The following is a 14,315-nucleotide window of genomic DNA, read 5'->3' on the forward strand; positions in this document are numbered from 1 at the left end:
GCATTCCTCACGCCAAAGTTGTGCGCAATCTTGAGCAGCAGGCGAGGCGCATGCCGTTCTGTGGCAAATGAGGAGGCAAGAAAGAGGTCGGGCCGGGCGTCAAGAATATTGGCCGGTGCGCGGGCATTCACGCGGGAGGATTGGACGGGTGACACAGCCTGACTGAAGCAGGCCAAGACGCCGTTGGGCGGCAGGTGACACATGAAGCACCCCGGTATTATTGCTGTTATGGGTTTGAATCGAGCTTAGCCTTGTTCATTTTTTTACACAACACCCCCGTAAAAAATACAACACGGCCCGCTCAAGCCTGCGAGTCCCAAGCCCTTCAAACCCAAAAAACCGCCCCAAAAAGCCCCAAAAAAGCCTTCGTGGCGCTTTTTTAGGGCAAAAAAGGCCTCGCTTGACTTCGGCATGCCGTTCGGGTTGACTGAAACCAGAAAAGATCAATGATTGATATTTTTAACAACAAAGGTGTTGCATCATGTCGGTACCCCCGCGTGCCGTTCAGCTTAACGAAGCGAACGCGTTCCTTAAGGATCATCCTGAGGTTCTGTACGTAGACCTTCTAATTGCGGATATGAATGGTGTGGTGCGCGGCAAGCGCATCGAACGCACCAGCCTCCACAAGGTTTACGAGAAGGGCATTAACCTGCCTGCCTCTTTATTTGCCCTGGATATCAACGGCTCTACGGTGGAAAGCACCGGCCTGGGCCTGGACATCGGTGATGCTGACCGAATCTGTTATCCAATCCCCGACACCCTGTGCAATGAACCTTGGCAAAAGCGCCCTACCGCGCAATTGTTGATGACCATGCACGAACTTGAAGGTGAACCTTTCTTCGCCGATCCGCGCGAAGTGCTCCGCCAAGTTGTAAGCAAATTTGACGACCTCGGTCTGACCATCTGCGCCGCCTTCGAGCTTGAGTTCTACCTGATCGACCAGGAGAACGTGAACGGCCGCCCACAACCGCCCCGCTCGCCTATCTCCGGCAAACGCCCGCACTCGACACAGGTCTACCTGATCGACGACCTCGACGAATACGTCGACTGCCTCCAGGACATTCTGGAAGGTGCAAAAGAGCAAGGCATCCCGGCCGACGCCATCGTCAAGGAAAGTGCCCCGGCGCAGTTCGAAGTGAACCTGCACCACGTGGCCGACCCGATCAAGGCTTGCGACTACGCGGTGCTGCTCAAGCGCCTGATCAAGAACATCGCCTACGACCATGAGATGGACACCACCTTCATGGCCAAGCCTTACCCAGGCCAGGCAGGCAACGGCTTGCACGTGCACATTTCGATCCTGGACAAAGACGGCAAGAACATCTTTGCCAGCGAGGATCCCGAGCAGAACGCCGCATTGCGTCACGCGATCGGCGGTGTGCTGGAGACCCTACCCGCCCAAATGGCGTTCCTGTGCCCCAACGTCAACTCCTACCGTCGTTTCGGCGCACAATTCTACGTGCCGAACTCGCCGTGCTGGGGCCTGGACAACCGTACCGTGGCGATCCGCGTACCGACCGGCTCGTCCGACGCGGTGCGTATCGAACACCGCGTGGCCGGCGCCGACGCCAACCCTTACCTGCTGATGGCTTCGGTCCTGGCAGGCGTGCACCACGGCCTGACCAACAAGATCGAGCCGAACGCACCGGTGGAAGGCAACAGCTACGAGCAGAACGAACAGAGCCTGCCGAACAACCTGCGCGATGCCCTGCGTGAGTTGGACGACAGCGAGGTGATGGCCAAGTACATCGATCCTAAGTACATCGATATCTTCGTCGCCTGTAAGGAAAGTGAGCTGGAGGAGTTCGAACACTCCATCTCCGACCTTGAGTACAACTGGTACCTGCATACCGTTTAAACGGTTGCTGCAAAAAAAACGCCGCAGACCTTAGGGGTTTGCGGCTTTTTTTTGTGTTTTTTTCAGTTAGATCGAGTTGGCTTCATCGCAGGCAAGCCAGCTCCCACATTCGAATGTATTCACAGATCAAAATGTGGGAGCTGGCTTGCCTGCGATGGCGGCCTGGCAGACAACACACCTTCCTGCTCATACAATGCCCGCTGCCTTGTAGGAGACTTCCATGACCACCCGCCCCGCCGCCCCTCGCAAACCCCGCGCTCGCAGCCAGGCCCGGATCGACGCGATCCTCGACGCTGCCCGCACTTTGCTGGCTGCCGAAGGCGTGGCGGGGTTGTCGATCTACAGCGTGGCCGAGCGGGCGCAGATCCCACCGTCGTCGGTGTATCACTTCTTCGCCAGCGTGCCCGCATTGCTGGAGGCGTTGACCGCTGACGTGCACGCCGCTTTCCGGGCAGCCATTCAGGCGCCCATCGAGCATGACTCACTCAAACACTGGCGCGACCTGTCCTACATCGTCGAGCAGCGCATGCTCACTATCTATGATCATGACGCCGCCGCGCGCCAGTTGATCCTGGCGCAGCACGGGCTTACCGAAGTGACCCAGGCCGACCGTCAGCATGACCTGGAACTGGGTGACTTGATGCTCACCGTGTTCAACCGTCACTTTGAAGTGCCGACATTGCCCAGCGATGTGGACGTGTTTGCCTTGGCGCTGGAGTTGAGCGACCGCGTGTATGCGCGCTCGGTGCATCAGCATGGGCTGATTACGCCACGCATGGCGGATGAAGGGATGCGGGTGTTTGATGCGTATGTGGGGCTTTATTTACCGGCGTATTTGCCTAAGCGGCCGGCTGCGCACTAAGTCTTGTACCGATGGGGGCGGCCTCTTCGCGAGCAAGCCCGTTCACACATCAAAATGTGGGAGCGGGCTTGCTCGCGAAGGCGATCTCGGAAGCGACAACGATCCTCGATCACAACTTGGCGATCGACACCTCGGTGGACTTCACAAAGGCAATCACTTCGCTGCCAATCACCAGCTCCAGCTCTTTGACCGAACGGGTGGTGATCACGGAAGTGACGATGCCGGAAGCGGTCTGCACGTCGATCTCCGACAGCACGTCGCCTTCGACGATTTCTTTGATGGTGCCTTTGAACTGGTTACGCACGTTGATAGCTTTAATAGTCATGTCGTTCTCTCTTCATGGGACAAGTGAGTTATTGAGCCCAGCGCAATTGCGTAGGCAGCGGTGAAACAGGTTCGGGTTCCGGCGGTGAGCCCGGCAGGGACAACACACGGTTGAGCACTTCGGCTTCCAGCGCGGCCAGGCGATGTGAGCCCCGGGCACGTGGGCGTGGCAGGTCGACGATAAGGTCCAAACCGATTTCACCGTCTTCGATCAGGATCACCCGGTCGGCAATCGCCACGGCTTCACTGACATCGTGGGTGACCAGCAACACGGTGAAACCGTGCTTCTGCCACAGGTTTTCGATCAGTTGCTGCATCTCGATACGGGTCAAGGCATCCAGCGCGCCCAACGGCTCATCCAACAGCAACAAACGCGGTTGATGGATGAGCGCACGGGCCAGGGCCACGCGTTGCTTCTGCCCGCCGGACAGCGCCGCCGGCCATTCATTGGCACGTTCAGCCAGGCCGACCGCTTCCAAGGCTTCCAGCGCTTTGGGGCGCCAGTCGCCTTTAAGCCCCAGCCCCACGTTGTCGATGATCTTCTTCCACGGCAGCAGCCGTGCTTCCTGGAACATTAGCCGCGTGTCTTCAATCGCTTCGCTCAATGGCGCGGAACCGGCCAGCAGCTCGCCGCCGCTGGCCTTATCCAGACCGGCCAGCAGGCGCAGCAAGGTACTTTTGCCGCAACCGCTGCGCCCGACCACCGCCACGAATTGGCCGGCCGGAATATGCAGGTCGATGTCCTTGAGCACTTCGCGCGCGCCAAAGGCCTTGCGCAACTTGCGTACCGCCAGGGGAATGCCCTTCAGCAGGCGCGGGGGTTGTTGAGCTGTCATGCCACACCGCCTTTGTTCACTTGATACGCCGGGTGCCAACGCAGCCATACACGCTCCAGGCCACGAGCCGCCAGGTCCGCGAGTTTGCCGAGGATGGCGTACATGACGATGGCCAGTACCACCACATCGGTTTGCAGGAATTCACGGGCGTTCATCGCCAGATAACCGATACCGGCACTGGCCGAGATGGTTTCCGCCACGATCAGCGTCAGCCACATGAAGCCCAGGGCAAAGCGCACGCCCACCAGGATCGACGGCAGCGCGCCCGGCAGGATCACCTGGCGGAACAGGCTGAACCCGGACAAGCCATAGCTGCGCGACATTTCCACCAGTGCCGGATCAACGTTGCGGATGCCGTGATAGGTGTTGAGGTAGATCGGGAACAGCGTGCCGAGGGCGACCAGGAAAATCTTCGCCGTCTCGTCAATGCCGAACCACAGGATCACCAGCGGGATCAGTGCCAGGTGCGGCACGTTACGGATCATCTGCACCGAGCTGTCCAGCAGGCGTTCGCCCCACTTCGACAGGCCGGTGATGAAGCCCAGGGCCAGGCCGATGCTGCCACCGATCAGGAAACCCAGGCCGGCACGCCAGCCACTGATGGCCAGGTGGGTCCAGATTTCGCCGCTGGCGACCAGGTTGATACCGGCTTCAATCACTGCGCTGGGGGCCGGCAGGATACGGGTCGACAACCAGCCCGCCGATACCGACAACTGCCACACCACCAGCAATAGAACCGGCAGTACCCAGGGCGCCACACGGTGGCTCAATTTTTCATAGTTCATGGCGCTGCCTTAGCTCTGTGACGCAGCTTTGGGAAGGATGTCGTTGGCGACCATCTCGCCAAACGGGCTCACGTAGCCGGCGCTTTTCGGCAGCTCGGGACGCTCGATATCCAGGTGGGGAAACAGCAGCTCCGCGACGCGATACGATTCTTCCAGGTGTGGATAACCGGAGAAGATAAAGGTGTCGATGCCCAGCGCTGCGTACTCCTTCACGCGTGCCGCCACCGTTGGGCCATCGCCCACCAGCGCGGTGCCCGCACCGCCACGGACCAGGCCGACGCCGGCCCACAGGTTGGGGCTGACTTCGAGGTTGTCGCGGTTACCACCATGCAAGGCGGCCATGCGCTGCTGGCCGACGGAATCGAAACGCGCCAGGGAGGCCTGGGCACGGGCGATGGTGTCGTCGTCCAGATGGGAGATCAGTTTGTCGGCGGCTTTCCACGCTTCATCGTTGGTTTCACGCACGATCACATGCAGGCGAATACCGAAGCGCACGGTGCGTCCGAGTTTTGCGGCCTTGGCCCGCACCTGTTCGATTTTTTCCGCGACGGCCGCCGGCGGCTCGCCCCAGGTCAGCACCATTTCCACCTGCTCGGCTGCCAGGTCCTGGGCCGCTTCGGAAGAACCACCGAAGTACAGCGGCGGGCGCGGTTGCTGGATCGGCGGGTAAAGCAGCTTGGCGCCTTTGACGCGGATGTGCTCGCCGTCGTAATCCACGGTTTCGCCTTCCAGCACACGGCGCCAGATACGGGTGAATTCCACCGAGGCCTGGTAGCGCTCTTCGTGGCTGAGGAACAAGCCGTCACCGGCCAGTTCTTCCGGATCACCGCCGGTGACCAGATTAAACAACGCACGGCCACCGGACAGACGATCCAGGGTTGCTGCCTGACGCGCCGCTACCGTCGGGGAAATGATCCCGGGGCGCAGTGCGACAAGGAATTTCAGACGCTGGGTCACCGGGATCAGCGAGGCGGCCACCAGCCACGAGTCTTCGCAGGAGCGCCCGGTAGGGATCAGCACCCCGCCGAAACCCAGGCGATCAGCGGCCTGGGCCACTTGCTGCAGGTAACCGTGGTCAACGGCGCGAGCGCCTTCGGCAGTGCCAAGGTAATGGCCGTCGCCGTGGGTAGGCAGGAACCAGAAAATAGTGAGGCTCATGGAGTTGTCTCCTGAAGAAGTCGCATTACGGCGCTGTGGCCACGGCGGCGGGTGGCGTCCAGATAACGTCCTTGATGTTCAAGGGCTTGGGGATCAGTTTGAGTTGGTAGAAGCTGTCGGCGATCTTCTGCTGGGCAGCCACCACTTCAGGGGTCAGGAACAGTGCACCGTAGCCTTGGCGTTTCACCGAGGTCAGGGTGATGTCAGCCGGCAGGCCAAGCAGCGGCGCCACTTGTTCAGTCACTTCCTGTGGGTTGGCCTTGGACCATTCGCCCACGGCGCGTACCTCCTCCACCAGCGCCTTGATCACTTCGGGGTGCTGTTGGGCGTATGGCTTTGTCGCCAGGTAGAACTGGTGATTGTCGGCGATGCCGGTGCCATCACGCAGGGTGCGGGCTTGCAGTTGTTTTTCGGCGGCGGCCTGGTACGGGTCCCAGATGACCCAGGCGTCCACGCTGCCACGCTCGAAGGCGGCACGGGCATCGGCGGGCGGCAGGAACACGGCCTGCACGTCGGTGTATTTCAAGCCGGCATCTTCCAAGGCACGTACCAACAGGTAATGCACGTTGGAGCCTTTGTTGAGCACGACTTTCTTGCCCTTGAGCTCAGCCACGGATTTGATCGGTGAATCTTTCGGCACCAGGATCGCTTCGCTGGTCGGTGCAGGCGGCTCGTAGGCCACGTAGAGCAAGTCGGCACCGGCTGCCTGGGCGAAGACCGGTGGGGTTTCGCCGGTCACGCCGAAGTCGATGGAGCCGACGTTCAAGCCTTCCAGCAATTGCGGGCCGCCAGGGAACTCAGTCCACTGCACGTTCACGCCTTGGGCAGCCAAACGTTTTTCCAACGTGCCCTTGGCCTTGAGCAGCACCAGCGTGCCGTACTTCTGATAACCGATCCGCAAGGTCTCGGCGGCTTGAGCTTGAACAATGGCGCCGAAGGACACAGCCGCAGCAAACAGTGCGACCAGACCACGACGCAAGATGACAGTGCGCATGGCGCTCTCTCCAAATAATGCGTTTAGGGGGTTGGCTGCACCTGCTTGGCCGTTGGCGGCTGAGTAAGGTGAGTTTTTTACATTTCGGTTTTACATTTCGATGTGGCTTAAATGCTCCAGCGAGCACTCAACAAACGTTCATTCAACACGTGGGGGTCCAGCGGTTTCGGGCGACGGGCCATGGCGTCGTACAGCGTCTCCAGTGCCTCGTGCAAACGGTGTTCGAGTACCGGCACCAGTTGTGCCTGGGCACTGCCTTCGCCGTAAGCGATCTGACTGTCCTCGGCAAAGATACCGTGGAGCAACTCCTGTGCCTTCAGCGCCGACAGCACCGGCTTCAAGGCATAGTCCACGGCCAGCATGTGGGCGATGCTGCCACCCGTGGCCATCGGCAACACGACCTTGTGGGCCAGGGCGCGCTCGGGCAGCAGGTCCAACACGGTTTTCAGCGCGCCGGAGAACGAAGCCTTGTACACCGGCGTGGCGATCACCAGGCCATCTGCATTAGCCACTTGTTGCAGCAGGTCGATGACCTTGGGACTGTCGAAGCGCGCATGCAGCAGGTCTTCAGCCGGGAAATCCCGTATCTGGTAACTCACCACTTCGACGCCTTTTTCTTGCAACCACTGACGGGTTTTATCCAGCAGCACCCCTGAGCGGGAGCGCTGGCTGGGACTGCCTCCAAGTGTTACGACCAACATGCAGGAATTCCTTGCGCAGGTGTCAGCGGTTCGCTGTGTGGCGATAGCGCCAAGATGGAACAGACCTTATCAGCTGATTTATATATCTATAAATCTTATTTTTTCATTTGTTTATTCCTTAAAGAAATATACAGATGATGAATCGCCGGACGAAAAAAAAGGCCGTAAAAACGGCCTGAAAACCCCTGCTGTGTGAGCCTTGAAATGCGATTTACATGTGGGAGCGGGCTTGCTCGCGAAAGCGGTGTGTCATTAAAGGATGCATCGACTGACAGCCTGCCTTCGCGAGCAAGCTCGCTCCCACATTGGGCCTGCGTTAACGATTCGGCTGAGGGGTAAGCCGCAGATACGGCTTCACCGCCCGGTAACCCTTCGGAAAGCGCTGCTTGATCTCGTCCTCATCCTTGAGCGACGGCACGATCACCACCTCATCACCGTCCTGCCAGTTGGCGGGCGTGGCGACCTTGTGATTGTCGGTCAGTTGCAGCGAGTCGATGACGCGCAGGATTTCGTGGAAGTTGCGGCCGGTGCTGGCCGGGTAGGTGATGGTCAGGCGGATCTTCTTGTTCGGGTCGATCACGAACAAGGAGCGCACGGTGAGGGTGTCACTGGCGTTGGGGTGGATCAGGTCGTACAGGTCGGACACTTTACGGTCGGCGTCGGCCAGGATCGGAAAGTTGACGACCGTGTTCTGGGTTTCGTTGATGTCTTCGATCCACTTGTGGTGCGAGTCCACCGGGTCAACCGACAGGGCGATAGCCTTGACGCCGCGCTTGGCGAATTCGTCCTTGAGCTTGGCGGTGAAACCCAGCTCGGTGGTGCACACCGGGGTAAAGTCCGCCGGGTGGGAAAACAACACACCCCAGCTATCGCCCAGCCACTCGTGGAAACGAATTTTGCCGGCGCTGGAATCCTGTTCGAAGTCGGGGGCGATATCGCCCAGTCTTAGGCTCATGGTGTGGCTCCTGATGAGTGCTTATGGAACCCACTGTGCATGGTTTGCGGATTATTTAAAAAGAATAAATATCGATTTATCTAGACGATAAAGGAATATTAAAAATCTGTTCATTGGACGTAGGCAAAGGCGAAGAGCAACATCGTTTCCAAGGTTCGAGAAGGCCTTGAGACGCTGTACAAAGAGGGGTTCAGGAAGGGCTTGCGGGGGTTTAGCCCGACTTGAACGGCAAGACACCCTGCCCGGCGTTGCGCCGGGCAAGGTTTTACAGGCTTACAACAGCGGGATCGAGTAGCTGACGATCAGACGGTTTTCGTCTTGATCACGCGCGCCAGCGATGTCGGTGCGCCACATAGCGTTCTTCCACGCCACGCCGAGGTTTTTCAGCGGACCTTCTGGAATCACGTAGGCAACGGTGATGTCACGTTCCCACTCGGACTGACCGTTGAACTGTGTACGAGAAGCGGTGTTAGCTACGGTGTCGATGTCGCTGCCTTTGAGGTAGACAACACCGGCGGTCAGACCAGGAACGCCAACCTTGGCGAAGTCATAAGCGTAGCGAGCTTGCCAGGTACGTTCGCCGGCACGGGCAAACTTCTGGATCTGCATGTCAGTGGTCAGGTAAGCCGACGAACCGTCGCCCTGGTTCAACCAAGGGAAGTCGCTGCTGCCGTTGCTGACTTGATAACCACCACCGAAGGTGTGACCGGCAACGGTGTACAGGAACAGGCCGCTGTACAGATTGTTGTCGACCTTGCCCTTACCGGCGCGGAAGCCTTGGTAGTTGCCAGTGGTGAAGTAAGCGGATTCGTTACCGTTGGCGCCATCATCGGAGCTGTTGAAGTAACGCAGATCAGACTTCAAAACACCCGGGCCGATAGCCCAGTTGTGGGTCAGACCCAGGAAGTGCTGCTTGTAGAAGTCTTCCAGATTGCCGTAGTAATACTGGGCAGTCAGGTCTTTGGTGATCTTGTAGTCACCACCGGCGTAGATGAATTTGTTGCTGTCACGCCAGGTAGCGCCACGGCTGTTAGCACCCGACAACGACAGGTTTTCGTTGCTGCTGGAGTTACGGCCCTTGGCTTTTTCGATCTGACCGCCGACCAGCGTCAGGTCCTTGATATCGTTGGTAGTGATCTGGCCACCCTGGAACGTCTGTGGCAACAGACGACCATCGTTGGTGATGATCACAGGCAACTTAGGCTGCAAGGTACCCAGCTTCAGTTCGGTCTGAGAGATCTTGGCTTTGGCCGTCAAACCCAGGCTGGAGTAGTCATTAACGGCCTTGCCGTTATGCTCGCTAGGGAAGATGGTGCCGCCGTAGGAGCCTGGGTTGGCGCCGCTTGGCTTGGTGGCGCCGTTGGTGCCGCCGCCCGAATCCAGGCGAACACCCAGCAGGCCAATAGCGTCAACACCGAAGCCAACAGTGCCTTGGGTATAACCGGAGATGAAACGCAGATCGAAGCCTTGACCCCATTCTTCGTTCTTGTTCGCGCCGGTACCGTTACGGTTGTCGGTATTGATGTAAAAGTTACGCAGACCCAGTGTTGCTTTACTGTCTTCAACGAAACCGGCAGCGCCTGCTTGCTGAGCGATTGCGCCCAGGGCTACAGCCAGTGCCAAGGTGGACTTCTTCATGTACCGCTCCTCTCATTTCTAATTTTTGTATTTCTTTGGTCTCGGGTCTGACGCCCTCGATCCACAGATGCGCGATTAGCGCCAGATAGTGACTACCAAGTCAATCGTAACCTTGTATGTCTACTACCTTCGTCTAATCGCAGTTGATTTGGTCCCTGCAGGGTAATGAGTTTTTCATACACCCAAAAAGAATTATTTCATTCTTTTTCATACGATTTTGGAATAAGCCTTTCCATGATGCTGGCCTGTCAGGTTAGACGAACCGCTCCATAAGCTAATTCCTAAAGGGTATTTGTTAGCGCTTTTTTAGATCGATTAGTGTGGCCGTACAGTTGCATACGTCACCCACGATCAAAAAGGCGACGCCATCATGGCCAAACGCACATCCTCCCGTCAATTTGTTACAGTTTTTGTGTCACTAATACTTTCTTTTGGTGTCAAAGCGGCCGATTTAACCATCGGCTACCAAACCGGCATCGATCCCAGCAAAGTCCCACAGGCCGACGGCCTCTATGAGAAGGCCATCGGCGAGAAAATCGCCTGGCGCCGTTTCAACAGTGGGCCGGAAGTCGTAACCGCTATTGCCTCAGGCGATGTGCAGATTGGCAATCTCGGTTCCAGCCCCCTCGCGGCAGCGGCTTCTCGCAATCTACCCATCGTCGCGTTCATCGTATCGGCCCAGATCAATACTTCTGAAGCATTGGTGGTGCGTAACGGCAGCCACATTGACGCACCCAAGGATCTGATCGGCAAAACCATCGCTACGCCATTGGTCTCAACCTCGCATTACAGCCTGCTCGGCGCACTGAAGCACTGGGGCCTGGACACCAGGCAAGTCAAGGTGGTGAACCTGCAACCGGCCGAAATTGCCGCCGCGTGGAAACGCGGCGATATCGACGGTGCATTCGTGTGGTCGCCGGCCCTGGGCGAAATCCGCAAGACCGGCAAGACCCTGACAGACGCGGCCCAGGTGGGTCAGTGGGGCGCGCCGACGTTTGAAGTGTGGGTGGCGCGCAAGGATTTTGCGGAAAAACATCCTGACATAGTGGCCAAGTTTGCCAAGGTTACGCTGGATTCATTTGCCGAGTATGCGGCCCATAAGGACGGCTGGACCGTGGATTCCGAGCCGGTCCAGAAAATCGCGAAACTGACAGGCTCAAATGCTGTGGACATTCCTGAACTGCTCGCCGGGACGACGTTCCCAGACGCGCAAGCACAGCAAACCGATGCGCTGCTTAAAGGCGGGACAGCAAACGCGATTGGGGAGACGGCGAAGTTCTTGAAGGAACAAGGGAAGGTTGAAACGGTATTGCCGGATTACTCGGCCTTCGTGACCGACACATTTATCTCGAAATAAATGCGCTCCCTGTGGGAGCTGGCTTGCCTGCGATGCAAGCGCCTCGGTGCTCAGTTGAACCGAGGTGATGCTATCGCTGGCAAGCCAGCTCCCACACAAGCCAGCCCCAGCTTTTAGTTACAGCGCCTTTTCGAAAATCTTCGAATTGCGCTGATAGTTGTACAGCGAAGCCCGCGCCGACGGCAGACGGTCCACGCTGCTCGGCTCAAAACCTCGCTCACGGAACCAGTGGGCGGTGCGGGTGGTGAGGACAAACAAGGTCTTCAATCCCTGGGCTCGGGCACGGGATTCGATACGCTCCAGCAACACATCTCCGCGCGCGCCGTGGCGATATTCCGGGTTCACCGCCAGGCACGCCAGCTCCCCCGCATTCGAATCCGCGATCTGATACAGCGCCGCGCAGGCGATGATCATGCCTTCGCGCTCCACCACGCTGAATTGCTCGATCTCGCGCTCCAGCACTTCCCGCGAACGGCGCACCAGAATGCCCTGCTCTTCCAACGGGCTGATCAGGTCGAGCAAGCCACCGACATCTTCAATCGCCGCTTCGCGCACCAGTTCGAATTGCTCCTGGGCCACCAGCGTACCGCCGCCGTCGCGGGTGAACAGTTCGGTGAGCAACGCGCCGTCTTCGGCGTAGCTGACAATATGACTGCGCCCTACTCCGCCACGGCAGGCCTCCGCGGCCGCATCCAACAGCTCGGCCTGGTAGTTGCTGCTGCCCAGGCGCTGCAGGTGTGCGGGCACTTGTTGCGGACGCAGTTCGCGCACCAGACGACCGTTTTCATCGATCAGGCCCATGTCTGCGCCAAACAGCAGCAGCTTGTCGGCACCCAGGTCGATGGCGGCGCGAGTGGCGACGTCCTCGCAGGCCAGGTTGAAGATCTCACCGGTAGGCGAGTACCCCAATGGCGACAGCAGCACGATGGAACGCTCGTCCAACAGGCGATTGATACCCTTGCGATCGACGCGGCGCACTTCGCCGGTGTGGTGGTAGTCCACGCCTTCCAATACCCCGATAGGACGCGCGGTCACCAGGTTGCCGCTGGCTACCCGCAGGCGCGAACCCTGCATTGGCGACGACGCCATGTCCATGGACAGGCGCGCTTCAATGGCGATACGCAGTTGGCCAACCGCGTCGATCACACACTCCAGCGTTGCCGCATCAGTGATGCGCAAGCCTTCGTGGTAAGCCGGGGTCAGGCCACGGGCTTCAAGGCGCGCTTCGATCTGTGGGCGCGAGCCGTGGACCAATACCAGGCGCACGCCGAGGCTGTGGAGCAACACCAGGTCGTGGACGATGTTGCCGAAGTTGGGATGTTCCACACCGTCGCCGGGCAGCATGACCACAAAGGTGCAGTCGCGGTGCGCGTTGATGTAAGGGGAAGCGTGACGAAGCCAATTTACGTAGTCGGGCATGGAACCTGGGCCTGTAATAAAAAGCAGCCGAAAAAGGATGAGTCGTGAAAACGCACAGCGGGCTGATGGTTATCGTCGGAACAGGCTTGGCGACACGCTCACTCTCCTTCTATGTACGAACAATCAGGGGTTAATTTATGCAGGCTTCAGGCAGTAATGTTCGATCAGTTCCCGCAATAGACGCACTGTAGGCGTCAAGCGTGACATTTCGAGGTACTCGCCCGGCTGGTGGGCGCACGCGATGTCGCCGGGGCCGAGCACCAGGGTTTCACAACCAAGGCGCTGAAGATAAGGCGCTTCGGTGCCGAACGCTACTGCTTCGGCACGATGGCCGGTCAATCGTTCCGCCACCCGCACCAGTTCGGCGTCTTCCGGTTGCTCGAAGGGAGGGACTGCGGGGAACAGTGGCGCGTAGTCGATCTTGACCTGATGGCGCTCGGCGAGCGGTTCAAGCTTCTGCCGGATCGCGGCGCGCAGCACCTCGGGATCCATGCCCGGCAAAGGCCGCAGATCAAACTCCAGGGAACACTGGCCGCAGATGCGGTTGGGGTTATCGCCGCCGTGGATGCAGCCGAAGTTCATGGTCGGCTGCGGCACGCTGAATTGGGGGTTGCGATACTCGCGCTGCCAGCCCAGGCGTAGGCCACGCAGTTCGCCGATGGCGTCGTGCATGGCTTCGAGGGCGCTGTGGCCCAGGCTGGGATCCGACGAATGGCCGCTTTGACCGAGAATGTCGATGCGTTCCATCATCACGCCTTTGTGCAAGCGGATCGGCTTGAGCCCGGTCGGCTCGCCAATCACCGCTGCACGGCCCAGCGGACGCCCTGCCTCGGCCAATGCACGGGCACCGGACATGGAGCTTTCTTCATCGCAGGTGGCGAGGATCAGCAGCGGCTGCTTGAACGTCTGGTCCAGCAGGGGCAGCACTGCTTCGATGGCCAGGGCGAAAAAGCCTTTCATGTCGCAACTGCCCAGTCCCACCCAGCGGCCGTCGACTTCCGTCAGCTTGAGCGGATCGGTCTTCCACAGTGCGGCGTCATAGGGGACCGTGTCGCTATGCCCCGCCAGCACCAGGCCACCGGGACCACTGCCGAAGCTGGCCAGCAGGTTGAACTTGCCAGGGCTGACTTGCTGGATGTCGATGGCGAACCCCAGGTCCCCCAGCCAACTGGCAAGCAAATCGATCACCGGGCGGTTGGTCTGGTCGAGAGATGCCTGGGTGCAACTCACAGAAGGCGCTGCAATCAATGCGGCGAACTGCTCTTTCATGGACGGTAACGGCATGCGCGGTCTCTCAGCTTCCCGGATGAACCTCACTATAGAGCCATCTGCACGACACAATAAACCGTTGCGGCACGTTGCCGGGCTCACTCCTGTACACTGCACGACCTTGGCAGCCACTCTTTTCCCCGGCTGCGCTCCCGATCC

At 59.1% G+C, this 14,315-nt stretch carries 14 protein-coding genes; 4 read left to right on the top strand and 10 right to left on the bottom strand.

The window, feature by feature from the left end:
* The first annotated feature begins 481 nt into the window (after positions 1 to 481).
* Both AB4N92_RS10775 and AB4N92_RS10780 read left to right on the top strand, forming a co-directional pair.
* Complete coding sequence (locus tag AB4N92_RS10775; protein ID WP_010207341.1) at positions 482 to 1,858, top strand: glutamine synthetase family protein; 1,377 nt, start codon at positions 482 to 484, stop codon at positions 1,856 to 1,858.
* A 220-nt stretch (positions 1,859 to 2,078) separates the two neighbouring features.
* Positions 2,079 to 2,720, top strand: a complete 642-nt coding sequence (locus AB4N92_RS10780; RefSeq protein ID WP_010207342.1) for a TetR/AcrR family transcriptional regulator — start codon at positions 2,079 to 2,081, stop codon at positions 2,718 to 2,720.
* A 109-nt stretch (positions 2,721 to 2,829) separates the two neighbouring features.
* Here AB4N92_RS10780 and AB4N92_RS10785 read toward each other — a convergent pair whose 3' ends face one another.
* The 6 genes from AB4N92_RS10785 to ssuE all read right to left on the bottom strand — a co-directional run bounded on the left by AB4N92_RS10785 (position 2,830) and on the right by ssuE (position 7,518).
* Positions 2,830 to 3,045 (bottom strand): TOBE domain-containing protein, encoded by a 216-nt coding sequence (locus tag AB4N92_RS10785; RefSeq protein WP_003213899.1) that lies wholly within the window; start codon positions 3,043 to 3,045, stop codon positions 2,830 to 2,832.
* A gap of 28 nt (positions 3,046 to 3,073) precedes the next feature.
* Entirely contained in the window at positions 3,074 to 3,880 is an 807-nt protein-coding gene (gene ssuB / locus AB4N92_RS10790; protein ID WP_010207344.1) for an aliphatic sulfonates ABC transporter ATP-binding protein, read from the bottom strand.
* Positions 3,877 to 4,665: an aliphatic sulfonate ABC transporter permease SsuC gene (gene ssuC / locus AB4N92_RS10795; protein WP_010207345.1), complete on the bottom strand. Its 789-nt coding sequence runs from the start codon at positions 4,663 to 4,665 to the stop codon at positions 3,877 to 3,879. The genes ssuB and ssuC overlap by 4 nt, the downstream gene beginning before the upstream one ends.
* Positions 4,666 to 4,674: 9 nt before the next feature.
* Positions 4,675 to 5,823, bottom strand: coding sequence for an FMNH2-dependent alkanesulfonate monooxygenase (gene ssuD / locus AB4N92_RS10800; protein ID WP_010207346.1), 1,149 nt, complete (start codon positions 5,821 to 5,823; stop codon positions 4,675 to 4,677).
* A gap of 25 nt (positions 5,824 to 5,848) precedes the next feature.
* A complete protein-coding gene (locus AB4N92_RS10805; RefSeq protein ID WP_010207347.1) occupies positions 5,849 to 6,817 on the bottom strand; it encodes a sulfonate ABC transporter substrate-binding protein in 969 nt (322 codons plus the stop codon).
* A gap of 107 nt (positions 6,818 to 6,924) precedes the next feature.
* A complete protein-coding gene (gene ssuE, locus AB4N92_RS10810; protein ID WP_010207349.1) occupies positions 6,925 to 7,518 on the bottom strand; it encodes an NADPH-dependent FMN reductase in 594 nt (197 codons plus the stop codon).
* Between ssuE and AB4N92_RS10815 the strand changes: the two genes are divergently transcribed.
* A complete protein-coding gene (locus tag AB4N92_RS10815; RefSeq protein ID WP_176331951.1) occupies positions 7,517 to 7,714 on the top strand; it encodes a hypothetical protein in 198 nt (65 codons plus the stop codon). The genes ssuE and AB4N92_RS10815 overlap by 2 nt on opposite strands.
* A 120-nt stretch (positions 7,715 to 7,834) precedes the next feature.
* Here the strand turns inward: AB4N92_RS10815 and AB4N92_RS10820 are convergent, their stop codons facing one another.
* Positions 7,835 to 8,473, bottom strand: a complete 639-nt coding sequence (locus tag AB4N92_RS10820) for a peroxiredoxin (protein ID WP_010207351.1) — start codon at positions 8,471 to 8,473, stop codon at positions 7,835 to 7,837.
* A 273-nt stretch (positions 8,474 to 8,746) separates the two neighbouring features.
* Positions 8,747 to 10,111, bottom strand: a complete 1,365-nt coding sequence (locus AB4N92_RS10825; protein WP_010207352.1) for an OprD family porin — start codon at positions 10,109 to 10,111, stop codon at positions 8,747 to 8,749.
* A gap of 370 nt (positions 10,112 to 10,481) precedes the next feature.
* On the opposite strand from AB4N92_RS10825, the gene tauA reads away from it, so the two are divergent.
* A complete protein-coding gene (gene tauA, locus AB4N92_RS10830; protein WP_236266735.1) occupies positions 10,482 to 11,468 on the top strand; it encodes a taurine ABC transporter substrate-binding protein in 987 nt (328 codons plus the stop codon).
* Positions 11,469 to 11,585: 117 nt separating this feature from the next.
* Here the strand turns inward: tauA and argA are convergent, their stop codons facing one another.
* The gene (gene argA / locus AB4N92_RS10835; RefSeq protein ID WP_010207355.1) at positions 11,586 to 12,887 is read right to left on the bottom strand and encodes an amino-acid N-acetyltransferase; all 1,302 of its coding nucleotides are present in this window, start codon (positions 12,885 to 12,887) and stop codon (positions 11,586 to 11,588) included.
* A gap of 135 nt (positions 12,888 to 13,022) precedes the next feature.
* A complete protein-coding gene (argE, locus tag AB4N92_RS10840; RefSeq protein ID WP_236266736.1) occupies positions 13,023 to 14,171 on the bottom strand; it encodes an acetylornithine deacetylase in 1,149 nt (382 codons plus the stop codon).
* Positions 14,172 to 14,315: the final 144 nt, after the last annotated feature.

This window comes from Pseudomonas sp. S3_A09 (assembly GCF_054668065.1).

Excerpts from the sequence above, each read along its gene's own strand:
- AB4N92_RS10775 (WP_010207341.1), top strand. The coding sequence starts at position 482 with ATGTCGGTACCCCCGCGTGCCGTTCAGCTTAACGAAGCGAACGCGTTC.
- AB4N92_RS10780 (WP_010207342.1), top strand. The coding sequence starts at position 2,079 with ATGACCACCCGCCCCGCCGCCCCTCGCAAACCCCGCGCTCGCAGCCAG.
- AB4N92_RS10785 (WP_003213899.1), bottom strand. The coding sequence starts at position 3,045 with ATGACTATTAAAGCTATCAACGTGCGTAACCAGTTCAAAGGCACCATC.
- ssuB (WP_010207344.1), bottom strand. The coding sequence starts at position 3,880 with ATGACAGCTCAACAACCCCCGCGCCTGCTGAAGGGCATTCCCCTGGCG.
- ssuC (WP_010207345.1), bottom strand. The coding sequence starts at position 4,665 with ATGAACTATGAAAAATTGAGCCACCGTGTGGCGCCCTGGGTACTGCCG.
- ssuD (WP_010207346.1), bottom strand. The coding sequence starts at position 5,823 with ATGAGCCTCACTATTTTCTGGTTCCTGCCTACCCACGGCGACGGCCAT.
- AB4N92_RS10805 (WP_010207347.1), bottom strand. The coding sequence starts at position 6,817 with ATGCGCACTGTCATCTTGCGTCGTGGTCTGGTCGCACTGTTTGCTGCG.
- AB4N92_RS10815 (WP_176331951.1), top strand. The coding sequence starts at position 7,517 with ATGCAGGAATTCCTTGCGCAGGTGTCAGCGGTTCGCTGTGTGGCGATA.
- ssuE (WP_010207349.1), bottom strand. The coding sequence starts at position 7,518 with ATGTTGGTCGTAACACTTGGAGGCAGTCCCAGCCAGCGCTCCCGCTCA.
- AB4N92_RS10820 (WP_010207351.1), bottom strand. The coding sequence starts at position 8,473 with ATGAGCCTAAGACTGGGCGATATCGCCCCCGACTTCGAACAGGATTCC.
- AB4N92_RS10825 (WP_010207352.1), bottom strand. The coding sequence starts at position 10,111 with ATGAAGAAGTCCACCTTGGCACTGGCTGTAGCCCTGGGCGCAATCGCT.
- tauA (WP_236266735.1), top strand. The coding sequence starts at position 10,482 with ATGGCCAAACGCACATCCTCCCGTCAATTTGTTACAGTTTTTGTGTCA.
- argA (WP_010207355.1), bottom strand. The coding sequence starts at position 12,887 with ATGCCCGACTACGTAAATTGGCTTCGTCACGCTTCCCCTTACATCAAC.
- argE (WP_236266736.1), bottom strand. The coding sequence starts at position 14,171 with ATGCCGTTACCGTCCATGAAAGAGCAGTTCGCCGCATTGATTGCAGCG.